This is a genomic window from Actinoplanes sp. NPDC051405 (genome assembly GCF_055586185.1).
Map to the genome: position 1 here is coordinate 42,648 of NZ_JBVJIR010000007.1, position 21,847 is coordinate 64,494.

General features: G+C 71.9%; 22 protein-coding genes. 10 read left to right on the plus strand and 12 right to left on the minus strand.

Translation table 11 applies throughout. The features are described 5' to 3' along the window. Positions 1 to 18 precede the first annotated feature (18 nt). Positions 19 to 297 carry a hypothetical protein gene (locus ACZ6S4_RS16705; RefSeq protein WP_465475795.1) on the minus strand — a complete coding sequence of 93 codons (279 nt, stop codon included), beginning with the start codon at positions 295 to 297 and terminating at the stop codon, positions 19 to 21. A 109-nt stretch (positions 298 to 406) separates the two neighbouring features. Here ACZ6S4_RS16705 and ACZ6S4_RS16710 point away from each other — a divergent pair, with 109 nt between their 5' ends. Together ACZ6S4_RS16710 and ACZ6S4_RS16715 are read left to right on the plus strand one after the other, a co-directional pair. Then, positions 407 to 811 (plus strand): helix-turn-helix domain-containing protein, encoded by a 405-nt coding sequence (locus ACZ6S4_RS16710; protein WP_465475796.1) that lies wholly within the window; start codon positions 407 to 409, stop codon positions 809 to 811. Further along, positions 751 to 1,332 carry a ClpP family protease gene (locus ACZ6S4_RS16715; protein ID WP_433718683.1) on the plus strand — a complete coding sequence of 194 codons (582 nt, stop codon included), beginning with the start codon at positions 751 to 753 and terminating at the stop codon, positions 1,330 to 1,332. The genes ACZ6S4_RS16710 and ACZ6S4_RS16715 overlap by 61 nt, the downstream gene beginning before the upstream one ends. A 78-nt stretch (positions 1,333 to 1,410) precedes the next feature. Here the strand turns inward: ACZ6S4_RS16715 and ACZ6S4_RS16720 are convergent, their stop codons facing one another. Then, on the minus strand, positions 1,411 to 2,136 hold the full coding sequence (locus ACZ6S4_RS16720) for a peptidylprolyl isomerase (RefSeq protein WP_465475797.1): 726 nt from the start codon (positions 2,134 to 2,136) through the stop codon (positions 1,411 to 1,413). Positions 2,137 to 2,188: 52 nt separating this feature from the next. Next, positions 2,189 to 3,664, minus strand: a complete 1,476-nt coding sequence (locus tag ACZ6S4_RS16725; protein WP_465476081.1) for a glutamate-cysteine ligase family protein — start codon at positions 3,662 to 3,664, stop codon at positions 2,189 to 2,191. A 91-nt stretch (positions 3,665 to 3,755) separates the two neighbouring features. On the opposite strand from ACZ6S4_RS16725, the gene ACZ6S4_RS16730 reads away from it, so the two are divergent. Continuing rightward, complete coding sequence (locus tag ACZ6S4_RS16730) at positions 3,756 to 4,079, plus strand: DUF3817 domain-containing protein (protein WP_465475798.1); 324 nt, start codon at positions 3,756 to 3,758, stop codon at positions 4,077 to 4,079. On the opposite strand, the gene ACZ6S4_RS16735 is transcribed toward ACZ6S4_RS16730, so the two are convergent. After that, positions 4,045 to 4,890, minus strand: coding sequence for an alpha/beta fold hydrolase (locus ACZ6S4_RS16735; RefSeq protein WP_465475799.1), 846 nt, complete (start codon positions 4,888 to 4,890; stop codon positions 4,045 to 4,047). The genes ACZ6S4_RS16730 and ACZ6S4_RS16735 overlap by 35 nt on opposite strands. 83 nt (positions 4,891 to 4,973) lie before the next feature. Here ACZ6S4_RS16735 and ACZ6S4_RS16740 point away from each other — a divergent pair, with 83 nt between their 5' ends. Further along, a complete protein-coding gene (locus ACZ6S4_RS16740; RefSeq protein ID WP_465475800.1) occupies positions 4,974 to 6,236 on the plus strand; it encodes an SGNH/GDSL hydrolase family protein in 1,263 nt (420 codons plus the stop codon). A 13-nt stretch (positions 6,237 to 6,249) separates the two neighbouring features. Here the strand turns inward: ACZ6S4_RS16740 and ACZ6S4_RS16745 are convergent, their stop codons facing one another. Continuing rightward, positions 6,250 to 6,789, minus strand: coding sequence for a hypothetical protein (locus ACZ6S4_RS16745; protein WP_465475801.1), 540 nt, complete (start codon positions 6,787 to 6,789; stop codon positions 6,250 to 6,252). A gap of 170 nt (positions 6,790 to 6,959) precedes the next feature. Here ACZ6S4_RS16745 and ACZ6S4_RS16750 point away from each other — a divergent pair, with 170 nt between their 5' ends. Further along, entirely contained in the window at positions 6,960 to 7,919 is a 960-nt protein-coding gene (locus tag ACZ6S4_RS16750) for an iron-containing redox enzyme family protein (RefSeq protein WP_465475802.1), read from the plus strand. A 33-nt stretch (positions 7,920 to 7,952) separates the two neighbouring features. Here ACZ6S4_RS16750 and ACZ6S4_RS16755 read toward each other — a convergent pair whose 3' ends face one another. Next, on the minus strand, positions 7,953 to 8,204 hold the full coding sequence (locus ACZ6S4_RS16755) for a CDGSH iron-sulfur domain-containing protein (RefSeq protein ID WP_465475803.1): 252 nt from the start codon (positions 8,202 to 8,204) through the stop codon (positions 7,953 to 7,955). A gap of 784 nt (positions 8,205 to 8,988) precedes the next feature. Here ACZ6S4_RS16755 and ACZ6S4_RS16760 point away from each other — a divergent pair. The 3 genes from ACZ6S4_RS16760 to ACZ6S4_RS16770 all read left to right on the plus strand — a co-directional run bounded on the left by ACZ6S4_RS16760 (position 8,989) and on the right by ACZ6S4_RS16770 (position 12,828). Then, positions 8,989 to 9,420 (plus strand): histone H1-like repetitive region-containing protein, encoded by a 432-nt coding sequence (locus tag ACZ6S4_RS16760; protein ID WP_465475804.1) that lies wholly within the window; start codon positions 8,989 to 8,991, stop codon positions 9,418 to 9,420. A 344-nt stretch (positions 9,421 to 9,764) separates the two neighbouring features. Then, on the plus strand, positions 9,765 to 11,504 hold the full coding sequence (locus ACZ6S4_RS16765) for a hypothetical protein (RefSeq protein WP_465475805.1): 1,740 nt from the start codon (positions 9,765 to 9,767) through the stop codon (positions 11,502 to 11,504). Positions 11,505 to 11,682: 178 nt separating this feature from the next. Next, positions 11,683 to 12,828 carry a SigB/SigF/SigG family RNA polymerase sigma factor gene (locus ACZ6S4_RS16770; RefSeq protein ID WP_465475806.1) on the plus strand — a complete coding sequence of 382 codons (1,146 nt, stop codon included), beginning with the start codon at positions 11,683 to 11,685 and terminating at the stop codon, positions 12,826 to 12,828. 5 nt (positions 12,829 to 12,833) lie between these two features. On the opposite strand, the gene ACZ6S4_RS16775 is transcribed toward ACZ6S4_RS16770, so the two are convergent. From ACZ6S4_RS16775 to ACZ6S4_RS16800, 6 genes are all read right to left on the minus strand, one after another. Then, positions 12,834 to 13,562, minus strand: a complete 729-nt coding sequence (locus ACZ6S4_RS16775; protein ID WP_465475807.1) for an ATP-binding protein — start codon at positions 13,560 to 13,562, stop codon at positions 12,834 to 12,836. A 58-nt stretch (positions 13,563 to 13,620) separates the two neighbouring features. Further along, positions 13,621 to 15,486 carry a CheR family methyltransferase gene (locus ACZ6S4_RS16780; RefSeq protein WP_465475808.1) on the minus strand — a complete coding sequence of 622 codons (1,866 nt, stop codon included), beginning with the start codon at positions 15,484 to 15,486 and terminating at the stop codon, positions 13,621 to 13,623. Positions 15,487 to 15,519: 33 nt separating this feature from the next. Then, on the minus strand, positions 15,520 to 16,572 hold the full coding sequence (locus ACZ6S4_RS16785) for a chemotaxis protein CheB (RefSeq protein WP_465475809.1): 1,053 nt from the start codon (positions 16,570 to 16,572) through the stop codon (positions 15,520 to 15,522). After that, positions 16,569 to 17,309 (minus strand): ATP-binding protein, encoded by a 741-nt coding sequence (locus tag ACZ6S4_RS16790; protein WP_465475810.1) that lies wholly within the window; start codon positions 17,307 to 17,309, stop codon positions 16,569 to 16,571. Before ACZ6S4_RS16790 ends, ACZ6S4_RS16785 begins: the two co-directional genes overlap by 4 nt. Positions 17,310 to 17,398: 89 nt before the next feature. Next, positions 17,399 to 18,535, minus strand: a complete 1,137-nt coding sequence (locus ACZ6S4_RS16795) for a glycosyltransferase (protein ID WP_465475811.1) — start codon at positions 18,533 to 18,535, stop codon at positions 17,399 to 17,401. After that, positions 18,532 to 19,548, minus strand: coding sequence for a glucosyl-3-phosphoglycerate synthase (locus ACZ6S4_RS16800; protein WP_465475812.1), 1,017 nt, complete (start codon positions 19,546 to 19,548; stop codon positions 18,532 to 18,534). Before ACZ6S4_RS16800 ends, ACZ6S4_RS16795 begins: the two co-directional genes overlap by 4 nt. A gap of 184 nt (positions 19,549 to 19,732) precedes the next feature. Between ACZ6S4_RS16800 and ACZ6S4_RS16805 the strand changes: the two genes are divergently transcribed. Then, complete coding sequence (locus ACZ6S4_RS16805; RefSeq protein ID WP_465475813.1) at positions 19,733 to 20,716, plus strand: Gfo/Idh/MocA family protein; 984 nt, start codon at positions 19,733 to 19,735, stop codon at positions 20,714 to 20,716. Next, positions 20,709 to 21,794 carry a zinc-dependent alcohol dehydrogenase gene (locus ACZ6S4_RS16810; RefSeq protein WP_465475814.1) on the plus strand — a complete coding sequence of 362 codons (1,086 nt, stop codon included), beginning with the start codon at positions 20,709 to 20,711 and terminating at the stop codon, positions 21,792 to 21,794. The genes ACZ6S4_RS16805 and ACZ6S4_RS16810 overlap by 8 nt, the downstream gene beginning before the upstream one ends. The last annotated feature ends 53 nt before the right edge of the window (positions 21,795 to 21,847 follow it).

Consider the following 21,847-nt stretch of genomic DNA (forward strand, 5'->3'; position numbering starts at 1 on the left):
CGACAAGCAAGGCGGTGGTCAGCCCCCGTCGAAGGCGTTGGCCGGCCCTTCATCCACGAGACTCTTCGTCATGACGTGCTCCCGGCGGACACCGTCAGGCATGAGGTCCCCGAGCTCCCCCATGTCGTGGAAGCCGTTGGCCGATAGAGCGCCCAGGCATTGCCGTTCCCCTCCACCACGGCCAACCGCAACGTCACCGCGCCTGCTGAAGGCATAGCCCGCCTCGCGCAGCGCCTCGAGTCGCAGCTCCCGCCAGATCTGCCAGTCGTCCGGAGCCAGCACACGCGTCTCGGTCATCTCGTGCACGTTGCCGCATCCGGCGACAGCAGACAACCGAGTATCCGGCGACCCCGGTGCGGACCCAGGATGCCCCTAGAATGGGGACTCGCCAGAGGGGAGGGGTGCGATGTCACTCCTGCGGTCAGCCATCGGCACGGTGCTGCGACGCCTGCGCCACCAGCAGGGTCGCACCTTGCAGGACGTCGCGGACGCTGCCGGTGTGTCGCTGCCGTACCTGTCGGAGATCGAGCGTGGCCGCAAGGAGGCCTCCTCCGAGATCCTCGCCAGCATCTGCGCCGCCCTCGGCCTGCCGCTGACCGACCTGCTCGAGCAGGTGCGCGCCGAGTTGCTCCGCACCACCCCGGTGACCACCCCCGTGCGCGCCCCCAGAATGCGCGTGACCTGCGGCTATGCCCTGGGCAGATCTGCCCACGGCAGAGATCGTCGCCGGCCCCCGGGACGCGCCGCAGGATGGGTCGTATGCAGACCGACCAGGCTCCCTTCGGCGCCCAGCTCTACGACGCACTTCTAGCCGAACGCATCGTCTTCCTCGGCACCGAGGTCACCGACGCGAGCGCCAACATGGTGTGCGGGCAGCTGCTCCTGCTCGCCGCCGCTGACCCGCGCCGTGACATCCAGCTCTACATCAACTCGCCGGGCGGCTCGGTCAGTGCCGGGCTCGCGATTTACGACACCATGCGGTTCATCAAGAACGACGTGGCCACCATCGCCATGGGCATGGCCGGTTCGATGGGACAGTTCCTGCTGACCGCGGGCACCGCCGGCAAGCGGTTCGCGCTGCCGCACGCGCGGATCATGATGCATCAGCCGTCGGGCGGCTTCGGCGGCACGGTCGCGGACATCACCATCCAGGCCGAGAACATGCTGTACGTCAAGCGCAAGGTCCAGGAGCTGATCGCCCGTCACAGCGGCCGCACGATGGCCGAGGTCGAAGCCGACTCCGACCGCGACCGCTGGTTCACCGCCGAGCAGGCCGTGGCCTACGGCCTGATCGACGAGGTCATCACCGAAGCGGCCGCGGTGGCCGCATGACCCAGCGGGGCGGCAGCGGCCGCGGTGGCCCGTGATCCAGCGAGGCGACCGCGACCGCGACGGCGGTGGCCCTGTGACTCAGCGACGCACCGTCGCCCGGCGGATCTCGGTGCGCAGCGCGGGCGGCCCGTCCAACGGAGCCGGATCCTCAGCCGTCGGTGTCACGCCACCGGCAGCGACCCGGTCCAGGGTCCGCAGCCCGCCCCGCTCCACACTGCCGAAGATCGTGTAGTTCGGCCGCAACGCCGAGTTGCCGTAGACCAGGAAGAACTGGCTGCCGTTGGTGTCCGGGCCGGCGTTGGCCATGGCCAGCACGCCGCGGGCGTACACCTTGCGCTCGCCGGTCGGATCGGTCGGCGCGGGTGGCAGGTCCGTGGGCAGTTCGTCGCCGTAGCGGTAGCCGGGGCCGCCGGAGCCGGTTCCGCTCGGGTCGCCGCACTGTAGAACCAGCAGCGTCGGGTACGCGGTCAGCCGGTGACAGATGGTCCGGTCGTAGAACCGGTGCCGGACCAGGTGCACGAAGCTCTGCACCGTGCACGGCGCCTGGGCCCGGTCCAGCTCCAGCGGGATCGGGCCGAGGTTGGTCCGCAGCAACACGTCCACGGTGCCGCGATCGGGGGTGTGCCGTGGATCGCGGGGCAGCGGCACCGGCCGCACAGCGGGATCGTCCGGCGTGGGCGTGTACGCACACGGCCCCTTGGTGGGCGCGGTGGGATCGGTGCCGTGCGCGGCAGCGGGGGCGGCACCGACCACACCGGCCGCGAACACCGAGACCAGGACGAACGCCAGACGTCGCTTCATCATCCCCCCGGTCTAATCGATCCACTTAAATACGTCAAGACGCCCCGAAAGACGATCAGGAGACCGGCCACTCGTGGACCGGGATGTTCTCGTGCATCGGCGGCAGATACCGCCGCAGCATCTCGTGCAGAGCCGCCTGCCGGTCCAGCCCCTCACCCTCCAGCGAATGCAGAGTCTCCACCTGCCAGGTCGCCCCGTTGCGCCCGGTCAAGCAGCGCTGCTCGATGATTCCCAGCAGCCTGTCCCGCTCAGCCGCCGACACGCCCCACTTGTCCAACCCCTCTTTCGCCAGCGGCAGCAGCCGGCGCAGCACCAGCTCGGACACCGGCACATAGCCCAGCCCGGGCCAGAACACCGACGCCGCGATGCCGTGCCGGGCGCAGGAGTGGAAGTTCTCCTCCGCGGCGCTGAACGACATCTGGGTCCAGATCGGACGCTCGGCCTCCGCCAGCATCCGGACCAGGCCGTAGTAGAACGCCCCGTTGGCCACCGTGTCGACGACCGTCGGGCCGGCCGGCAGCACCCTGTTCTCCACGCGCAGGTGCGGGCGGCCCTTGACCACCGCGTAGATCGGCCTGTTCCACCTGTACACCGTGCCGTTGTGCAGGCGCAGCTCGCTGAGCTCCGGGGTGTCGCCGCTCTCCAGGATCTGCTCCGGGTCGTCCTCGTCGCAGATCGGCAGCAGCGCCGGGAAGTAGCGCACGTTCTCCTCGAACAGGTCGAAGACCGAGGTGATCCAGCGTTCGCCGAACCACACCCGGGGGCGTACGCCCTGGGCCCGGATCTCCTCCGAGCGGGTGTCGGTGGCCTGCTCGAACAGCGGGATCCGGGTCTCGCGCCACAGCTCGCGGCCGAACAGCAGCGGCGAGTTCGCGCCCAGCGCCACCTGGATGCCGGAGATGACCTGGGCCGCGTTCCAGTACGCCGCGAACTGGTCCGGGCTCACCTGCAGGTGGAACTGGGTGCTGGTGCAGGCCGCCTCGGGCGCGATGGTGTCCGTGGTGACGGCCAGCCGGTCGATGCCGTCGATGCGGATGTCCAGGTCCTCGCCGCGGGCCGCGAAGATCTGCTCGTTGAGCAGCTTGTAGCGCGGGTTCGCCGACAGCGAGTCGGCGGTCATGTGTTCCTTGCGCAGCGTCGGCAGGATGCCGATCATCACCATGTGCGCGCCCACGCTGCGGGCGTGCTGCTCCGCGTTGTTCAGGCTGGCCCGCAGTTCGCGTTCCAGATCCGCGTTCTCGTCGCCGGCGATCCGCCGCGGCGCCACGTTTATCTCGACGTTGAACTGGCCCAGCTCGGTCTGGAAGTCCGGGTCGGCGATGGCGCGCAGCACCTCGGCGTTGCGCATCGCCGGGTCCGCGTTGTCGTCGACCAGGTTGAGCTCGACCTCCATGCCGGTCAGCGGCCGTTCGAAATCGAAGCGCGAGTCGCGCAGCATGGTGGCGAAGACGTCGAGACTGCGCCTGATCTTCTGCCGGTACTGCGATCTGTCCTCGCGGGTGAATGTCCTCTGGTCGACCTCTTCGCCCACCGCGCACCGCCCCTCTGCCTGCATCTATGATCTCGTGGACAACCCGTCGGCGCATCAGAAGAACGCGTCGAACCACTCCGGAGGTTTCCGCGTGCGTCGCATACCTGCCCTTTTCGTCGCCGTGGCAATCGCCGAGGCATGCAGCTGGGCAGCGCTGCTGATCGGGATGTTCTTCAAGTACGTCGTCGTGCGCAACGAGATCGGCGTGCAGATCGCCGGGCCGATCCACGGCGCCTTCTTCATGGCCTACCTGGCCGTCACCGTGGTGCAGGCCCGGGTGGCCGGCTGGAAGTGGTGGGTCACGCTGGTCGCCCTGGTCTGCTCGATCCCGCCGTTCGCGACCGTGGTCTTCGAACGCTGGGCCCGTTCGCGGCGCCTGCTCACCGCCGCAGCAGAGCCCGCAGCGCAGTCGTGAGCGCCTGAGGGTTCTCCTCGGCCATGTGGTGGCCGCTCTGGATCGGCACGCCCTGCACGTCGTCGGCCCATTCCCGCCAGATCGCCAGCGGGTCGCCGTAGAGTTCCTCCATGTCGTCGCGGGTCGACCAGGCGAACAGGGTCGGGCAGGTGATCCGCCGGCCGGCGGCCCGGTCCGCGTCGTCGGCGGCCCGGTCCCCGCGCAGGCCCGCGCGGTAGTCGCAGCACATCGCGTGCACCGTCGCCGGGTCGTAGATCGCTTCGCGTTCCTCCGGCGGCACGGCGTCGCCGAGGCCGTACCAGGCGTGCGGGTCGGCGTTGATGACCCGTTCCGCCGGCTTCGCCGTCTGGCCCAGGAAGAACCAGTGCCACCACCGGGCCGCGAAACGGGCGTCGGCCCGGGCGAGGGCTTCGCCGATGGGTACGCCGTCAAGCACCGCCAAATGACTCACCACCCCCGGATGGTCCAGGGCGAGCCGCATGGCCACGTAACAGCCACGGTCGTGCCCCGCCACGGCGAAACGCTCGTGCCCCAGCCGGGCCATCAGCGCCACGATGTCGGCCGCCATGGCCCGTTTGCCGTACCCGGAGAAGTCGTCGCCCGCCGGCGGTTTCGACGACCGGCCGTAGCCGCGCAGGTCCGGGCAGACCACGGTGTGCTCCGCGGCCAGCGCGGGCGCGACCTGCTGCCAGGTGACATGCGTACGCGGATGCCCGTGCAGCAGGACGACCGGCGGGCCGCTGCCGCCGTGGCGCACCCGCAGGGTCGCCGCCCCGACGTCGATGTGGTCCAGAGTGAAGCCTTCGAACATGACCATGAGCGTTACCCGGCCTTTACAGAACGAAGCATCGCATCGAGACTGATCGTTGTCTTGAGGCCCTCAGGGAGGCAACGATGCGCAGATTCGGCCCGATCGTCGCAGCGTCGGTCCTGCTCGCGGCGGGCCTCTCGGCCCCAGCCGCGGCGCAGCGGCCCGCGACCGGATGGAGCACCGCCTGGGCCACCGCGCCGGCGGCCGCGGTCGCCGGCGTCGAGCAGGGGTACGCGGGCTTCACGATCCGCAACGTCGTGCACACCACGATCGGCGGCGCCACCGTACGGGTCCACCTGTCGAACCGCTTCGGCACCCAGCCCGTGCTGATGGGGCACGTCACCGTCGCCCTGTCCGCGCACACCGGCGGGCGCCGCGACGGCACCATCGACCGCAGCGACGGTACGGCGCAGCCCGGCACCCTGCGCGACGTGCTCTTCCACGGCCGCGGCTCGATCACCGTCCCGGCGCGCGCCGAGGTGGTCAGCGACCCGGTGCCGCTGCGGGTCGCCGCCGACCGGGACCTGCTGGTCACCACGTGGACGCCGCAGCCCTCCGGCACGGTCACCTACCACCCGGCCGCCATGCAGGACTCGTTCTTCACCCGGGGCCCGGCCGACCACGCCGCGGACGAGGCCGCCGCCGCGTTCACCGAGACCACCCGGGTCTGGCACTACGTGAGCGGGGTCGACGTGCGGGGCGGCCCGGGCACGGTGGTCGCGCTCGGCGACTCCATCACCGACGGCGTCACCTCCACCTGGGGAGCGAACCGGCGCTGGACCGACTACCTGGCCGCCCGGCTGGCCGGCAGCCCGGTGCCGGACTACGGCGTGGCCAACTCCGGCATCAGCGGCAACCGCGTGCTGCTGGACAGCAACGCGCCGAACTACACGATCTACAGCAGCTTCGGCCCCAGCGCGCTGACCCGGCTCAACTACGACGTGCTGGAACGGGCCGGCGCCCGTTCGGTCGTCGTCTTCGAGGGCATCAACGACATTCAGCAGACCCCGCACCAGGACGACCCGGAACAGATCATCGCCGGGCTGGCGCAGATCGCGGCGCAGGCCCACGACCGCGGGCTGCGGGTCGTCGGCGCCACGATCATGGCCTGGAAGGGCTGGGGATCCTGGACCCCCGAGCTGGAGAAGACCCGGGTCGCGGTGAACGAGTGGATCCGCGCCGGCGGCGACGGCACCCTGGACGGGCTCGCCGACTTCGACGCGGCCACCCGGGACCCGGCCGACCCCGAGCGGCTGCTGCCCGCGTTCGACAGCGGCGACCACCTGCACCCCAACGACGCGGGGGACAAGGCGATGGCCGCTGTCGTGCCGCTCGCCCGGCTCTGAGCTGGTCAGCTGGTCAGCTGATCCAGGCCGCCACGAGCACGGCGGTCAGCGCCAGGCCCAGCCCGGCCTGGATCAGCAGCCCGGGACCGAAGTGCGACCACAGCGTCGGGATGCGCGGGGTCAGCGGCTGCATCGTGGTCAGGTTCAGGACCTGCTCCAGCTTCACCGGCAGATCCGGGTCCTTCTGCGCCCGGGTGCGCAACTGCACGAGGTCGCCGCGGTGCAACGCCGACTGTGGCAGCTGACCGTGCATCTCCACCTCGTACGTCTGGCCCAGGTCGTCGCGCAGCCGTACCGGGGTGACCAGGTATTCCGGGCCCTTCTTGAGGTCCTTGAACTTGCGCCGCGCGCCTCCGCCGCCGCTGCGCAGCAGGGCCAGGAGCAGCGCGCCGAGCGCCTGCGTGATCGTGGCCGCGACGAACACGGCGACCAGCAGCGGCTGGGCGACCTTGACCTCGCGGGTGTAGGAGGGCCGGAACCCGAGGAACCGGCCGGTGATGACGGGACCGGCGTGCCGGAGGATCCGCTCGCGGTAGAGCTCGGTGTCGTCCATGGGGATATCTCCTGGGGTGGGGAGATGCATGTCCCTCAATCGTACGGAGAGCTACCTATTCAACACAGTGAGTGAATTCTGGATCACGGCTCACCCGCTGCTGATCTCTCCGTTTGGCGCTGATCCCACCGGGCATCCCTCAATCCCGCTTGCCCATTAGGACGTGCCGCATGAAGATGCCCTCTGCCCGCGGACCGGTTTCGGCCGCCGTCATCGACGCCCTCGCGCGCTCGCCGTACGACTTCACCCTCGACCCGGGCGACGTCGGCCACGAGGACCTGCACCTGACGCTCTTTGTGCTCTACGAGCTGCACTACCGCGGCTGGGACGGCGTCGACGACCAGTGGGAATGGCACCCCGGGCTGCTGGCGCTGCGCGCCCGCCTGGAGGCCCGCTTCGAGGCGGACCTGCGCGAGCTCGTCGGCGACCCGGCGCCCGCCGACGACGTGCCCCGCACACTCGTCGCCCTGACCTCCGACAACAGCGGCCCGTCGCTGTCGGGCTACCTGCGCGGCCGGGCGACGCTGGAACAGTTCAAGGAGTTCGCCACCCACCGCTCGATCTACCACCTGCGCGAGGCCGACCCGCACACCTTCGCGATCCCCCGGCTGGGCGGCAAGGCCAAGGCCGCACTCATCGAGATCCAGATCGACGAGTACGGCGGAGGCGTCGCCGACCGCATGCACCAGGAGATGTTCCGCAGCACGATGACCGCGCTCGGCCTCGACACCGAGTACGGCGCGTACGTGGACGTGGTGCCGGCGACGACCCTGGCCAACAACAACCTCATGTCGCTGTTCGGGCTGCACCGCCGGTGGCGCGGGGCGCTGCTGGGCCACCTGGCCGCGTACGAGATGACCTCGACCGGCCCGAACCGCGCGTACGGCAACGGCCTGCGCCGGCTGGGCGGCGACGCGGACGGCACCCGCTTCTACGACGAGCACGTGGAGGCGGACGCGGTGCACGAGCAGATCGCCGCGTACGACATGTGCGGTTCGTTCTGCAAGGCCGAACCGGAATCGGCGGGCGACGTGCTCTTCGGGGCCCGGTGCGTGCTCAAGCTGGAAGAGAAGTGGGCGGAATACATCCTCGAGCGCTGGGCGGCGGGGGAGAGCTCCCTGCGCGGATGAGCCGGCGCCGGCTGCTCCCAGTGCTGTGAGCGGTCAGGCGTCGTCGGTGCTGCGGGGGGCGGCACTCTCCCGGCCCACGCCGGCCCGAAAGCCGATGGCCTTGTGCGTGCCGTCGCAGAACGGCTTGATCGCGGACTTGCCACAACGGCAGAGCGCGACGGTGCCGCGGCCGGGATCGATGACCTCACCGTCGGGGGTGGTGAGCGTGAAGTTGCCCCGCAGCAGCAGCGGCCCGTCCTCGTACGGGATCACGGTCGCGCCGCGATCATCCACCGATCCACTCATGGCGGGGGAGATGCCCCGGGGCGCTCGCACGAAACACCGCACACCACGGGCCTGTCCGCCGTCCGTCTACCGATTGGCCGAAACGGTCACGGCGCGGTCCTGGACACGGTGAACTTGGAGCGAACGCCTGTCGCGGGCGATCTACGGGGGTGGGACAGCATGGCGCTGATCGGCATGAAGTACGTGAATCCTGACAGTGTGCTCGCGCGTACGGCGTGGGAGATGGTCCAGACCCACGCGGGCGGCCTGGGCCCCCACGAGGGCATGACCGTCTGCCCGGTCTGCGGCGAACCCCTGCCCTGCACGGCAGGCCGCGCGGCGGCAGAGGTCGTGGCGGCGGCCGGTCTGGCCGAATCGTCCGGGCTGGTCGAGGCGGCCCGGCAGCAGGGCCAGGACTCAGGGTCACCGCTGGGTCTGAGCAGTACGGCCGAGCGCCCGGCGCCCGCGGTGGGGGTGGCGCACCCGCCCATGGCATTCACGCCGCCGGAGGAGTCGCTGCCGGAGCCGGCCTACCGCCCGAACCCCCAGCCGGCGTTTGATGGTGCCCGCCCGCAGCCAGTCACTGAAGCCGGCGCGGGGGCGCCGGCATCCGGGCTGAACCCGTCCGGAAATACGCCGTCCGGGCTCATTCCGCCCGGTCCGGAGGCGTTCGGCTCGGCCTCGGCGGCCAGGTCCGCCGCCGGTCTGTCGTATCCGCAGGCTTCCTCGGGGTCGCCGGCTTCCGACGAGCCGTCTGGTGGCCGGACGTTGTTCGGCCAGGCTTCATCTGCGCAGTCCTCCTTCGGTGATCCGGTGGCTGGCCGTCCGCAGCAGGACCGCGACGGCGATCCCAGCGGTCTTGGCGCCGGTCGCCCGAAGGCTGAGCGCGCGGATATCGGTGGGCCGGAGGCCGGTGGTCCGGAGGCCGGTCGTCCGGAGGGTGGTCGCTCGGAGGGTGGTCGCTCGGAGGGTGGTCGCTCGGAGGCCGGTCGTCCGGAGGGTGGTCGTCCGGAGGGTGGTCGCTCGGAGGCCGGTCGCTCGGAGGGTGGTCGCTCGGAGGGTGGTCGCTCGGAGGGTGGTCGCTCGGAGGGTGGTCGCTCGGAGGGTGGTCGCTCGGAGGGTGGTCGCTCGGAGGCCGGTCGCTCGGAGGCCGGTCGTGAGGACCTTGGTCGGGTGGACGTGGGCCGCGCTGGGGCCGGTCGTGTGGACGCTGGCCGGGTGGATGTCGGTCGCGTAAGCGTCGGTCGCGCGGAAGTCGGCGCCCCGGGCCCGGGCCAACTCCAGGCGGGTGGCCAGGATGCTGGCGGTCCGGGTGCTGGTGGTCCAGATGCCAGTGGTCCGGATGCCGGTCGACTGGGCGCCGGTCGTCCCGGTGCCGGTGATCTGGGTGCCGGTCGTCCGGGTGCTGGGCGCCCGGGCGATGGCCTCCCGGATGCTGGCCTTCCGCACGCAGGCCACTCGGATGGCGGCCTTTCCGGGGGCGGAAGTGGTCGCCCGGAAGGCAGCCGGACCGCGCCCTCCGAGCAGAACGCCGGGCAGACGAACGCTGGGCGGCCCGCCCCGGCCGGTCCGGCCCCGGACGTGGACCCGCTGCTGCTCGGCCCGCCGCTGTTCGTCCAGCAGAACCGCCCGCTGGACGCTCCCCGTTTCACCCCGTCGGTACGCATCCCGGAATCGGCAAACGCCACCCAGAACCCCCTGTCGTCGACCGCCGCCAACGGCACGGCCCCGCACCCGCCCGGCGCGGGCACCACCCAGCCGCCGGCTGCCCACCAGCCCGACCGCAAACCCCACCCGAGCCCAACCCCGCAGCCCGCCGGACAGCAGCCGGCCGCTCAGCAGTCGGCCGCCCAGCAGCCAACGCCCCCGCAGGCCGGCCTCCAACAGCCCGCCGCCTGGCCCGCGCAGCCCGCTGCCCAGCAAGCTGCCGCCTGGCCCGCGCAGCCTGGCGCTCAGCAGCCCACGGCTCAGCAGTCCGCGGCCCAGCAGTCCGCGGCCCAGCAGTCCGCGGCCCAGCAGTCGGCGGTCCAGCAGTCGGCGGTCCAGCAGTCCGCGGTCCAGCAGTCCGCGGCCCAGCAGCCCACGGCCCAGCAGCCCACGGCCCAGCAGTCCGCGGCCCAGCCCGGCGTGCAGCAGCCGGCCGCCTGGTCCGCGCAGTCCAGCGGCCAGCGGCCCACGGCCCAGCAGCCCGACGTTCGGCAGCCGGCCGCCTGGTCCCCGCAGTCCGGCGGCCAGCAGTCCGCAGCCCAGCAGCCAGGCGCGCAGCACCCGGCCGCCTGGTCCGCGCAGCCCGGCGGCCAGGAGCCCGGCGGCCAGCAGCACGCCGCCGAGCAGCCCACGGCCCACCAGCCCGCCGCCCAGACAGCCGCCTGGCCTCCGCAGCCGGGCCCTGCGCGGCAAGAAGGAACGGACACCCCAACCGGATGGACGGGAGTGCTTGCCACACCCACCCACCAGAACAAGCCAGACCACCCCGACCCGTCCCCGCCGACCGGCGGACCGGCCCGATCCGGGGTCGAGGACCAGTTCGCCCGCCCGGCCCAGCCCGTCGCCCCTCCCCAGAACCAGTTCGCCGCCGCCCCGGCACCCTTCGCCCGCCCGGGCGACACCGACCAGACCCCGGCGAACGGTCCAGCCGCCCCGATCCCCGGCTGGCAGGGCGCCCCGACCGCGGACCACTCCGCCGGCCCGAACGAACCGGCCGGCCCCACCGCCGGTCAGCAGATCAACCCGGCGGCGGGCTCAACGCCATGGGGCCCGGGCCGACCGGGCGACCAGGGCACCGGCCACCCCGGAGCCCAGCCCCGCCAGTCCAACCGCCCCCCACTCGAACCACCCCAGATGGGCCAGCTCAACCGCCCCTTCGAACCCGCACCCGCAGCTCAAGAGCCCGCAGCCCAGCGGCCCGCACCCCAAACGCCCGCAGCACAAGAGCTCGCGCGCCAAGAGCCCGCGCGCCAAGAGCCCGCAGCTCCCCAAGGCCCGGCGAACGGCCACGAGCCCCAGCCCCAGCCCTGGGGATTCGGCCCGGCTCAGGGAACGGGACAGCAACCAGGCCGGCCAGGCCCCACCACCCAGCCCGGCCTCAGCGGCTCCCCAGCACCCGCCGGCACCACCCGTCCACCGCTGGAACCCCCGCAGATGGGCCAGCTCAACCGTCCCCTCCCGCCCACCGACACGCCGTCGGGTCTGCCCACTCGGGGCGCTCCGCCGGTTCCGGTTGCTCCGGCCGGTGCTTCGGACGACGATGCACCCAGTGGTCTTCCGCGCCGCCCGCAGGACCCGGCCGGGGAGCAGCCCAGGGGACATCACAACGGCTGACCCGCAAGCACCGCGGGACAATCAGCACCACCGATCAGTGGTTTGTGTTTCGGCGTCGAAGGGGTCGGGCAGTACGGTGACCGAAGGGGTCGGTCCTGGGGGTTTCACGGTCGGCTCGGAGTCGGCATCGGGGTCGCGTGTCGGGGTCCCGTTCCGGATGCGTGATCTTGGGGGATGCATGTCTGCGCATGACTACGTGCAGCCATCTGGTGAGCGCGCGCTCGAAGACCTGGATCTGGCTGCCACCACCTATGCGGAGCGTCTCGAGCCGGCCGATGCCCTCACCCGCGAGGAGTTGCGGGACGAGTTCGTGGCGCTCTGCCTGCCGTTCGCCGGGCGGATGGCCCGCCGTTACCGGGGCCGGGGCGAGGCCCTCGAGGATCTCGAGCAGGTGGCGCGGCTCGGCCTGGTCAAGGCCATCGACCGGTACGACCCGCAGCGGGGCTCCTTCACGGCGTACGCGGTCATCACGATCTCCGGTGAGATCAAGCGGCACTTCCGCGACCGGACCTGGGGTGTGCACGTCCCCCGGCGGGTGCAGGACCTGAGTCTGGAGGTCGGGCACGCCATGATGGTGCTGACCACCGAGTTGTCCCGCCGACCCAGCACCGCTGAGCTGGCCGCGCATCTGCGGTTGCCGGAGTCCTCGGTGCTGGAGGCGCTGGAGTCCTCCGCCGGATATTCGCCGGCTTCGCTCAATGCTCCGGCCGGAGTGGACGGCTCGGCGGAGTTCGGTGACCTGATCGGTGGCGCCGACGCGGACCTCGAGGCGATCGACGACAAGATCACCGTCGCCGGGTTGTTGCTGCGGCTGCCGTCGCGGGAGCGTCAGATGCTGGCGATGCGGTTCTACGGCAACCGCACCCAGGCGGAGATCGCCGCCGAGCTGGGCATCTCCCAGATGCACGTGTCGCGGCTGCTCAGCCGGGCGCTGGGCTGGCTGCGTGAGGCCATGCTGAGCGACACGCTGCCGCGCTGGGAAGGCGCGCACAATGCGGCCGACGGCCACGGCATGCAGATCACTGTCTCGCACCAGGACGGGGTTCTCACCGCACGGATCCGCGGCGAGGTCGACCGCGACACAGCCGGCCGGCTGCGGACGAGTCTGCGGCATGCCATCGCCACCGTCGGTGCCGATCGGCTGGTCGTCGACCTGTCGGCGGTGCCGCTCGTGGACGCCGCCGGTGTGGCTGCCCTGGTCGACGCCTCGTCCGCGGCTGCGGTGGCGCAGGTGGCCATGGCTCTGAGGGGCGCTCAGCCGTACGTGTCGCGCATTCTTGCCGTCTCCGGCCTGCACAACCTGCTGGACAACGAGCTCCGGTAAGGACGTCAGCTCACCTGCAGGGACGCCCAGACGACCTTGCCGTCGTCGGTCGGCAGCCAGCCCCAGGAATGCGCGGAGGCCTTCACGAGCAGCAGCCCCCGGCCGCGCATCGTGGCGGAGCCCTCGCCCGAGGGCAGAACCGGCTCAGCGGCCGCGCCGTCGCGGACGGCGATGTGCAGGAAGCGCGGCCGCAGAGTCAGGCGCAGCGTCATCATGGTGTGCGCGTGGTCGACGACGTTGCTGGCCAGCTCGCTCGCCACCAGGCTGGCCGGGGCGACCAGGTCGGGCAGGTCCCAGCGCAGGCAAGCGTCCGTTGCCACGTTGCGCGCCTGCCGGGCGGCGCCGGAGATCGGCAGCAGCTCGTCGCTGAGCACGGACAACGTTTGCCGTTCGGCCCCGGCTTGCTCGCGGGCCGCCTGGAGCGTGGCGAACTGGGGCACGGACCGGTAAGCCGCAGCGCGCAGCTGATCACCGGTGTGAGGATCCGGGGCGCACAGCAGCATCGGGATGCCGGGCCAGCGGGAGGCCTGACGGCGTACGGCGACGAAGACGTTCAGGGCAAGCGGATCCGCCAGTGTCATCCGGGACAGGTCGACCAGCAGCGCCTCGGGCTGCTCGGCCAGGCATTTGAGCAGGCGCAACCGCAGATCGGCGACGTCACCGAGGCCGAGGATCCCGGCCAGTTCGGCGATCAGGCGGCGACCGTCGTCGCGCACGGTGCAGTCGACAGACACCGCTACCGACCTCCTGAACTCAGTCCCGGACGTGGCGGCATACCCGAGGCATCGGAACTCAAACGGTATCGGCCGTCGCGTCGAGCATCGCGTCCGCCTCCATGACGATGATGGCGCCGTCGTTGTCCCTGGTAGAATCCCGGGCTGCGAGCGGGGTCGCCGCCACCCGTACGGTGATCGGCCGGCCCCGCCGGTTGACCGCCTCCACCTCCAGCTCCGCCGCGCCGCCCTGCGCGCCCAGCACCCCGCGCAGCAGGGGCCGGAGCTGCTCGAACGGCAACCCGATGTCCAGGTTGAGGAAGTGCTCGCCGACCACCTCGTGCGAACGCAGTCCCCACAGGTCCTCGGCGCGCCTGTTCCAGACCCGGATCCGCATGTCGTGGTTGACGACGACGACACCGGCCCGCAGGCTGGCCAGTACGGTCTCCAGGAACGCGTTCGCGTCGTCGAGCTGCGCGGTGCTGATCCGCAGCTGGTCGTTGATGTTCTGCAGCTCCTCGTTGGTCGACTGGAGCTCCTCGTTCATCGTCTCCAGCTCTTCGTTGGTGGACTGGAGTTCCTCGTTGGTGGTCTCCAGCTCCTCGACCGTGGACTGGAGTTCCTCGTTGGTGGTCTCCAGCTCCTCGTTGGTCGACTGGAGCTCCTCGTACGCGGCTTCGAGCTGCTGGTGGGCCTGCTCCAGGTCGTCCTGCAGGCGGCGGGCCGCGGTGACGTCGTTGAAGACGATGTTGACCCCGAGCAGGCTGCCGTCGGCCGCGGTCAGCGGGCTGATCTCGATCTCGAGGTGGATCAGCTCGCCGCTGCGGACGTACTCGACGTCGCCGACCCGCAGGGTGCGGCGCTCGACCTGCGCCTGCTCGATGTAGCGGCGCAGCTCCACCGGGCGGTACGACAGGTCGAGGTCGCGGAACGGCCGGCCGATGTCGCGCGATGACACTCCGAACAGGCTGTCCAGCCGGTTGTTGGTCAGCGCGACCAGGCCGTCGGAGGTGAGCCCGAGCTGGGCCACCGGGCTGGCGGCGAACGCCTCGTTGCGCAGCTGGTCCAGGCCGAGGACGTGGTTGGCGGTGCCGGGCAGCTGGTCGCCGAAGACGGCCCCGGCCTGGTACGGGACGCGGGGCACGCGGCGGAAGATCCGGCGTTTGAGGTCGACCGGCGTGAAGATGCTGCCGTGGCTGAGCAGCATCTCGGCCTTGCCCAGCAGCAGGATGCCGCCGTCGGCCAGGGCGAAGTGGAAGCGCGAGAGGATCTTGGTCTGGGTCTCGGCGTTGAAGTACATCAGGGTGTTGCGGCAGGCGAGCAGGTCGATGCGGGAGATCGGCGCGTCCTGGACCAGGTCGTTGCGCCCGAAGATGACCGAGCGCCGCAGGTCCTTGCGGAAGGTGAACCGCTCACCGGTCCGCTCGAAGTACTTCTCCCTCAGCTCCGGCGGGACCGCTTCCAGCGCCTGCTCGCCGTAGGTGGCCTGGCGGGCCTCGGCGAGCTGCTCCTCGTCCACGTCGGTGGCGTAGATCTTCACCCGGTCGCGGAACCCGTCGATGCCCAGCGTCTCGGCCAGCACGATCGCCAGCGTGTAGGCCTCCTCGCCGGAGGCGCAGCCGGCCGACCAGATCCGGATCGGCGCTGCCGGCGCCCGGGCCGTCACCAGGGGCTCGAGGATCTCGGCGCGCAGATGGTCCCAGGCCTCCGGATCGCGGAAGAAGCCGGTGACGTTGATCAGGATGGTGTTGAACAGGGCCGTGAACTCGTCCGGGTGCACCTGGAGGTGATCGGAGTAGTCCTGGTAACCGGTGATGCCGACCTGCGCCATGCGACGGTCGACCCGGCGCATCAGACTGGACCGCTTGTAGCCGGTGAAGTCGAAACCCCGCGACTCTTTGAGGTAGACCAGCAGCGCCTCGAAGTCGGGGTCGGTGGGAATCATGGTGGCCTTCCGTCACATGGTTGCGCGGCGACGCTACCGCACGTCGGACGGCAACTCGTCCGGATGATCCCGGGGGGCGGCCGTGTCGGGATCGCGGTCGGGCATCGATCCGAGCCGGGCGATCAGCCGGCGGATCGTCGCGCCGGCCGCATCGGCGTCGGCCGCGATGTCGTCGAAGCGGGCCCCGATGCCGGCCCGCCGGTGGGTGCGGTTGGCGGCCATCCGGCGGCTCAGCTCGGACTTCTCCTCCAGCGCCCGCAGCGCCATCCAGAGCGCGCCCTCGAGCGCGATGGCCTGCTCGTCCAGCAGGCTCTCCGGTGACCAGGCATGGCCCACACGGCACCGGTAGCGGGGGACCGGGCCGTCGTTGATCTGGAACAGCCCGCCGCCACAGGCGGGACAGCCGAAGCCGGCCGGCGGGGCGAACTGGTCGGAGGTGACCGAGGACAGGTCGGACATCGCCACCTCGGTGTCGAGCAGGCTGTCGGCGGGCAGCCGCGGATCGTCGGGCAGGGGCATGGCGGTCAACTCCGCGAGGAGGCCGCCCAGCTTGGCGGCGGGCGCGACGTGCTCGGTGGGCGTCTGGGCCAGGGCGGCGAGCGGCATCGAGGAATACAACGCCTCGGCCGGATCCTGCACCACCGCGGTGCCGCCGCGGGCCACGATGCTGGCCAGGCCGGCCGCGCCGTCGTCACGGGCGCCGGAGAGCACCACGCCGATGCCGCGCGGACCGGCGGCACGGGCGACGGAACGGAAGAGCGGATCGACGGCCGGCCGGTGGCCGTTCTCGGCGGGGCCGTGCGACAGCCGCAGGTGCCCGTCGAGCAGCAGCAGGTGGTGGTCGATGGGCGCGACGTAGATGTGACCGGGCCGGACGTGCTCGCCCTCGACGACGGAGGCCGCGGGCAACGGCCCGCTGCGGTTCAGGATCGAGGGCAGCGCGCTGGAGGCGTCGCGGGGCAGGTGCAGGACGACCAGGATCGACGCGGGCAGGTCCGGCGGCAGGCCGGCGACCAGGGCACGCAGGGACTCCACCCCGCCGGCGGACGCGCCGACAGCGATGACGTCCCGGTGCCTGGCTGTCACACTGCAGCTCCCGCCGTCAGATGGGTCCACACCACCTTACCGTCGGACACCGGCAGGACCCCCCACGCATCGGTCAGCTCCCGGACCAGCTGCAGGCCGCGGCCGCCGGCCTCGCCGACCTCGGGCGCCTTGGGCCGCGGCAGCAGCCGGCTGCCGTCCCGGACGGTCAGGCAGACCCGCCCGTCGCGCAGCCCGACCGTGAACTCCATGGTGGTGTGCGCGTGCCGGACCACGTTGGCGACCAGCTCGGTGGCGACCAGCGCGGCAGTGCCGGCGAGCTCGCGTCGGTGCCACGAGGTGCAGGCCTGGGTGACCAGCTGGCGTACCTGCCGGCAGGCGTCCGGGACCGGCCGCAGCCGGACCCGGATCCGCCGGGGCTCGGGCTCTTCCTTGGTGCCTTTCAGGGCGTCGGCGCAGCTGGCCGCGGTGCTCACCGCGGCGCAGTCCGGCCAGGAGGCGATGATCCGGGCCGTCTCGGGCCCGGCCCCGCAGAGCACGATGGGTACGGCCGGCCAGTCGGCCGTCCGGCACACCACCGTGCTCAGCACGTCCAGCGCGACGGGATCGGGGATCTCGAGGGCGGACACGTCGATGAGCAGTGCCTCGGGCTGCGCGGACAGCGCGTGGGCGACCGCATGCTCCAGCGCTTCCTTCGTCATCGCGTCCAGCACGCCGCTGACCCGCAGGATCGCCACCGGGAGGTGCTGCTCCGGCCGGCAGACCAGCTGGCTCGTCATCCGCCCCCCTCCATACCGACGCGCCGTATCCGTCGCGTCGTCCGCGATCAGTGCCCTCGAACCCACCGGGGCAAACGCAAGGAGCGGCATCACACCCCGACGGCGGCCCCGTCCCGTACCCGTTCGTAGAGGCCGAGATAGGAGGATGCCATCACCGCGGGGGTGAACCTGCGGGCAGCCTCCTCCCGGCAAGCGGCCTCGGAGATCGTGCCGGCCGCCGCCACGAGCTCGCCCAGCTCCTCCTCGTCGGAGGTGAGCAGGCCGGTCCGCCCGTGCTCGATGAGCTCGGGCAGGCAGCCCCGGGCGATGCCGATCACCGGGGTGCCCAGCGCGAGCGACTCGACCACCGCCGTACCGCCGGGCTCCTCCCAGCGCAACGGGAAGAGCGCGGCCCGGGCCCGCGCGACCAGGTCGTCGCGGTCCTGCCCGGTCACCGTGCCGACCCAGCGGACCCGGTCGCCGTCGACGTGCGGGGCCACGTGCTCCTGCCAGAACCGCACATCGGGATTCTGCGCCGCCGCCGGGCCGGCCGCGGCGAGATCCTCGGGACGGTGGTACGGCCCGACGGGCCCGGCCAGCACGAGGTCGAAGCCGGCACTGTGCGCGAGCCGGGCCGCCAGGTCCTGGCCCTTGCCGGGATTGATCCGGCCCAGCACGACCGCGTAGTCCTCCTTGGCGACCGGGGCGCGCAGATCCGCCCCGTCCGCCAGCGGTGTCGCGAGATGCACGTGGCCGACGGCGTGCGCCCGCAGCGCGGCCGGGGCGTGAGTCAGCTGGTTCGCCGAGACGCCGTTGACCCGGACCCGGTCGCCGCCGTCGAAGGTGCCGTAGAGCTCGGGGTGCTTGGCCAGATCCCAGTGCAGGGTGTGCAGGCCGGGTGGCGAGTCCGGGCCCAGCGCGGCCAGGGTGGCCAGCCCGGCCGCCTCGACGTGGTCGTGCACCAGGTCGATGTCGCCCTCGGCGAGCCGGCGCCGCACGGCGTGCAGGTGCGCGGGCACGATCCCGCACACCTGGTTGTACGGCCGCTGCAGCTGAGCGAACTGGCCGGTCTCGAAGACGGACACCCGCTCGTCCACCGCCAGTGTGCTCTCCGTCACGGTGGCGAGCACGACCTCGACCCCGAGCCGGCGCAGCTCGGGTACCAGGGTGGCGATGACGTTCTCGATCCCGCCGTAACCGTTCGGGGGGACCGGGAGCCACGGCCCCGCGTTCATCAGGACTCTCATGCGGCCGGCACCGACCTGCGCGCCACCGTGTTCAGCGGCGGCCGTTCCGTGACGCCCACCTCGCTGAGCACGATCTCCCGGTCCAGGTGCGGCAGGTTGTCGGCGCCACCGCGGCGGAACTGGGTGAGCAGCGTCGAGGGCGGCAGCGCGTCGGTGACCAGGCCGCGGCGGTGCAGCCGGGACCACGCGGTCACCATGATCTGGGCCGACATCCGGCCCAGCGCCTCGGTGCCCTGGTGGCGGTGGAACCGCTCGCCGAGGTCGACCTGGGCCAGCGCGTCCAGGCCGACCAGGTCCAGCAGGTCGATGAGCATCGCGATCTCGACGCCGTACCCGGAGACGAAGGGGATCCGTTCCAGGGTCGTGCGGCGGCCCGCGTACTCGCCGGCCAGGGGCTGGACCACGCCGGCCAGGTCCGGCCAGAACAGGTTGATCAGGGGGCGCGCGGCGAGCTCGGTGACCCGGCCGCCGCCGTCGGTCTCGACGCCGGTGTTGCTGACCAGCGGGCGGTGGTAGAAGCCCTTGACGAACTCGACCGACGGATCGGTGAGCAGCGGCCCGAGCAGGCCGGTCACGAAGTGCGGGGAGAAGTCGCGCAGGTCGCCGTCGACGAAGGCGACCACGTCACCGGTGCTGGCCGCGAGACCGGCCCAGAGCGCGTCGCCCTTGCCCTCCATCCGGGGCAGGCCGCGGGTCACGTCGTCCTGGTGCACCACCCGGGCCCCGGCCGCGCGCGCCACCAGGGCGGTCGCGTCGGTGGACCGGGAGTCCACCACCAGGATCTCGTCCACCAGCGGCACCTTCACGCTCAGGTGCTCGTGGATGGTCGACACGATGGCGCCGACCGTCGCCTCCTCATTGCGCGCCGGGATCACCACGCTGACGCGGGTGGCCTTCTTCGCGCGGGCCAGTTGCCGGGATGTCCATTGTGTGGCGTTTCCGGTCCGGTAGGCCGCCCAGGCCTCGACGATGGGTGACGCGGTCGGTGCAACGTTCGTGCGCGAATGCCGCATGGGCACACCCCCCAGTTGACGATCAACAGCGAAGCGCGGAACTTTCCCATGACAGGCCGCCTCCAATCTTGCCGCGGGGTAACGGCTGGATGTCCGCCGGCTGCGGAAAGACCTGACGTTTCACATTTGCCGTGGCGGAGAAGTCGAGAGGCCGCAGGACGGTGTCGACGATCGGGGAGGGCTCATGGCCGGGACAAGAGTGGGAATGATCGGCGCCGGCGGTGTCGCGCAACGGCATGCCAGGGTGTTGTCCGGGCTGCCGGGTGTACAGGTGGTGGGCGTGACGGACGTCGTTCCGGCGGCGGCGCAGAGCCTCGCGGACGCGCACGACGCGCGGGTGTTCCCGGACGTCGAAGCGCTCCTGGGATCCGGTCTGGACGCGGCGTACGTGTGCGTGCCGCCCTTCGCTCACGGCGACGCGGAGCGGGCGGTGGTGGCCGCTGGACTGCCATTGTTCGTTGAAAAGCCTATTTCGCTTGATTGGGATACGGCCACCGAAATCGCGGCCCTCGTTTCGAAGAGTGAGATCGTGACAGCGGTTGGTCACCATTGGCGTTACCTGGCGATTGTTGAACAAGCGCGCGCCCTGCTGAAGGACCGGCCGGTTCGGCTCGTGACCGGCGCCTGGCTGGACAAAGTGCCGCCGGTGTCCTGGTGGCCACTCCAGGACCGCTCCGGTGGCCCGGTCGTCGAGCAGGCCGCCCACGTGCTCGACCTGGCCCGCCACCTGGCCGGCGAGGTCACCGAGGTGACGGCGGTCGGCAACGGCACGCCGCCGCCGGTCGACGGGGCCGACGTGGACGGCGCGACCGCCGCCACGCTGCGCTTCGCGAGCGGTGCCGTGGGGACGCTCGCCGCGACGTGCGTGCTGGGCTGGAAGGAACGTGCGGGCCTGGAGGTCTACGCCGACGGGCTGGCCCTGGCGGTGACCGAGACCGGGCTGGTGGTCCGCGACGTCGACGGACCCCGCACAGTGGACAGTGATCCGGAGAGCGCGCGTATCGCCGTGGACCAGGCGTTCATCGACGCGGTCCGGGGCGACGGTGACGACGTCCGGGTGCCGTACGCGGAGGCGCTGCGTACCCATGCCGTTGCCCTGGCCGTCGCCGAGGCCGCAGCCACCGGCCGGGCCGTCACCCCCCGCACCGCGGAGGTCTCGCATGTCTGAGCGCAACATCATCGTGACCGCGCCCGGCCGGCTGGCGGTCGCCGAGGAGGAGCCGGCGCCGCTCGCGGACGGCCAGTTCCGGGTCGCGACGCTGTTCAGCGGGGTGTCGGCCGGCACCGAGCTCAGCTACGTCAAGGGCACCAACCCGGCTCTGCACCACGGCTTCGACCCGGTGCTGGGGCTGTTCGGCGGTCCGGTCGAGCAGCCCTTCCCGGTCACCCGGCTCGGGTACATGGAAGTCGGCCGGGTCGAGCAGAGCCGTACCCCGGCGGTCGCCGAGGGAGCGGTCGTGGCGATGACCTACGGGCACCGCACCGGCTACACCGGCGATCCGCTGCGCGACCGGGTCGTGCCGTTGCCGGCCGACCTCGACCCGATGCTGGGCATCTACGTCGCCCACATGGGCCCGATCTGCGCCAACGGCCTGCTGCACGCCGCCGCCGACCTGCACGGCACTGCCGTGCGCGGCCTCGGCGACGGCGTGGCCGGCCGTCGCGTCGCGGTCACCGGCGCCGGGGTGGTCGGCCTGCTCACGGCCCTGTTCGCGCGGGCCCACGGCGCGGCCTCCGTGGTCGTGCTCGACCCGACGCCGCAGCGGCGCGCGGTCGCCGCCGCGCTGGGCCTCGAGACGCTGGATCCCGAGGACGGTGACCCCGCGGTCACCCTCAAGACGGCGTGGCGGCACACCGCGGACGACCGCGGCGCCGACATCGTCTTCCAGTGCCGCGGTCAGGCCTCGGCGCTGCAGCTCGCCCTGCGGCTGCTGCGCCCCCAGGGCACGGTGATCGACCTGGCCTTCTACCAGGGCGGCGCCGACGAGGTTCGGCTCGGCGAGGAGTTCCACCACAACGGGCTGGGGCTGCGCTGCGCCCAGATCGGCCGGGTGCCCCGCGGCCTGGCGCCGACCTGGGACCGCGAACGCCTCTCGGCCGCCACGATCGACCTGCTGCGCGCCGACGGCGACCTGATCCGCAAGCACCTCGTCTCGGCCGTGGTGCCCTTCGACGAGGCGTCGCAGTTCCTCGACGACCTGGCCGCCCGCCGCCGCCAGGAACTCCAGGCGGTGCTGGCCTGCTGAGAGAGTGCTGAGCGACACCCTCGCTCGCCGGCCGGGCGCGGCTACGCTCGGCG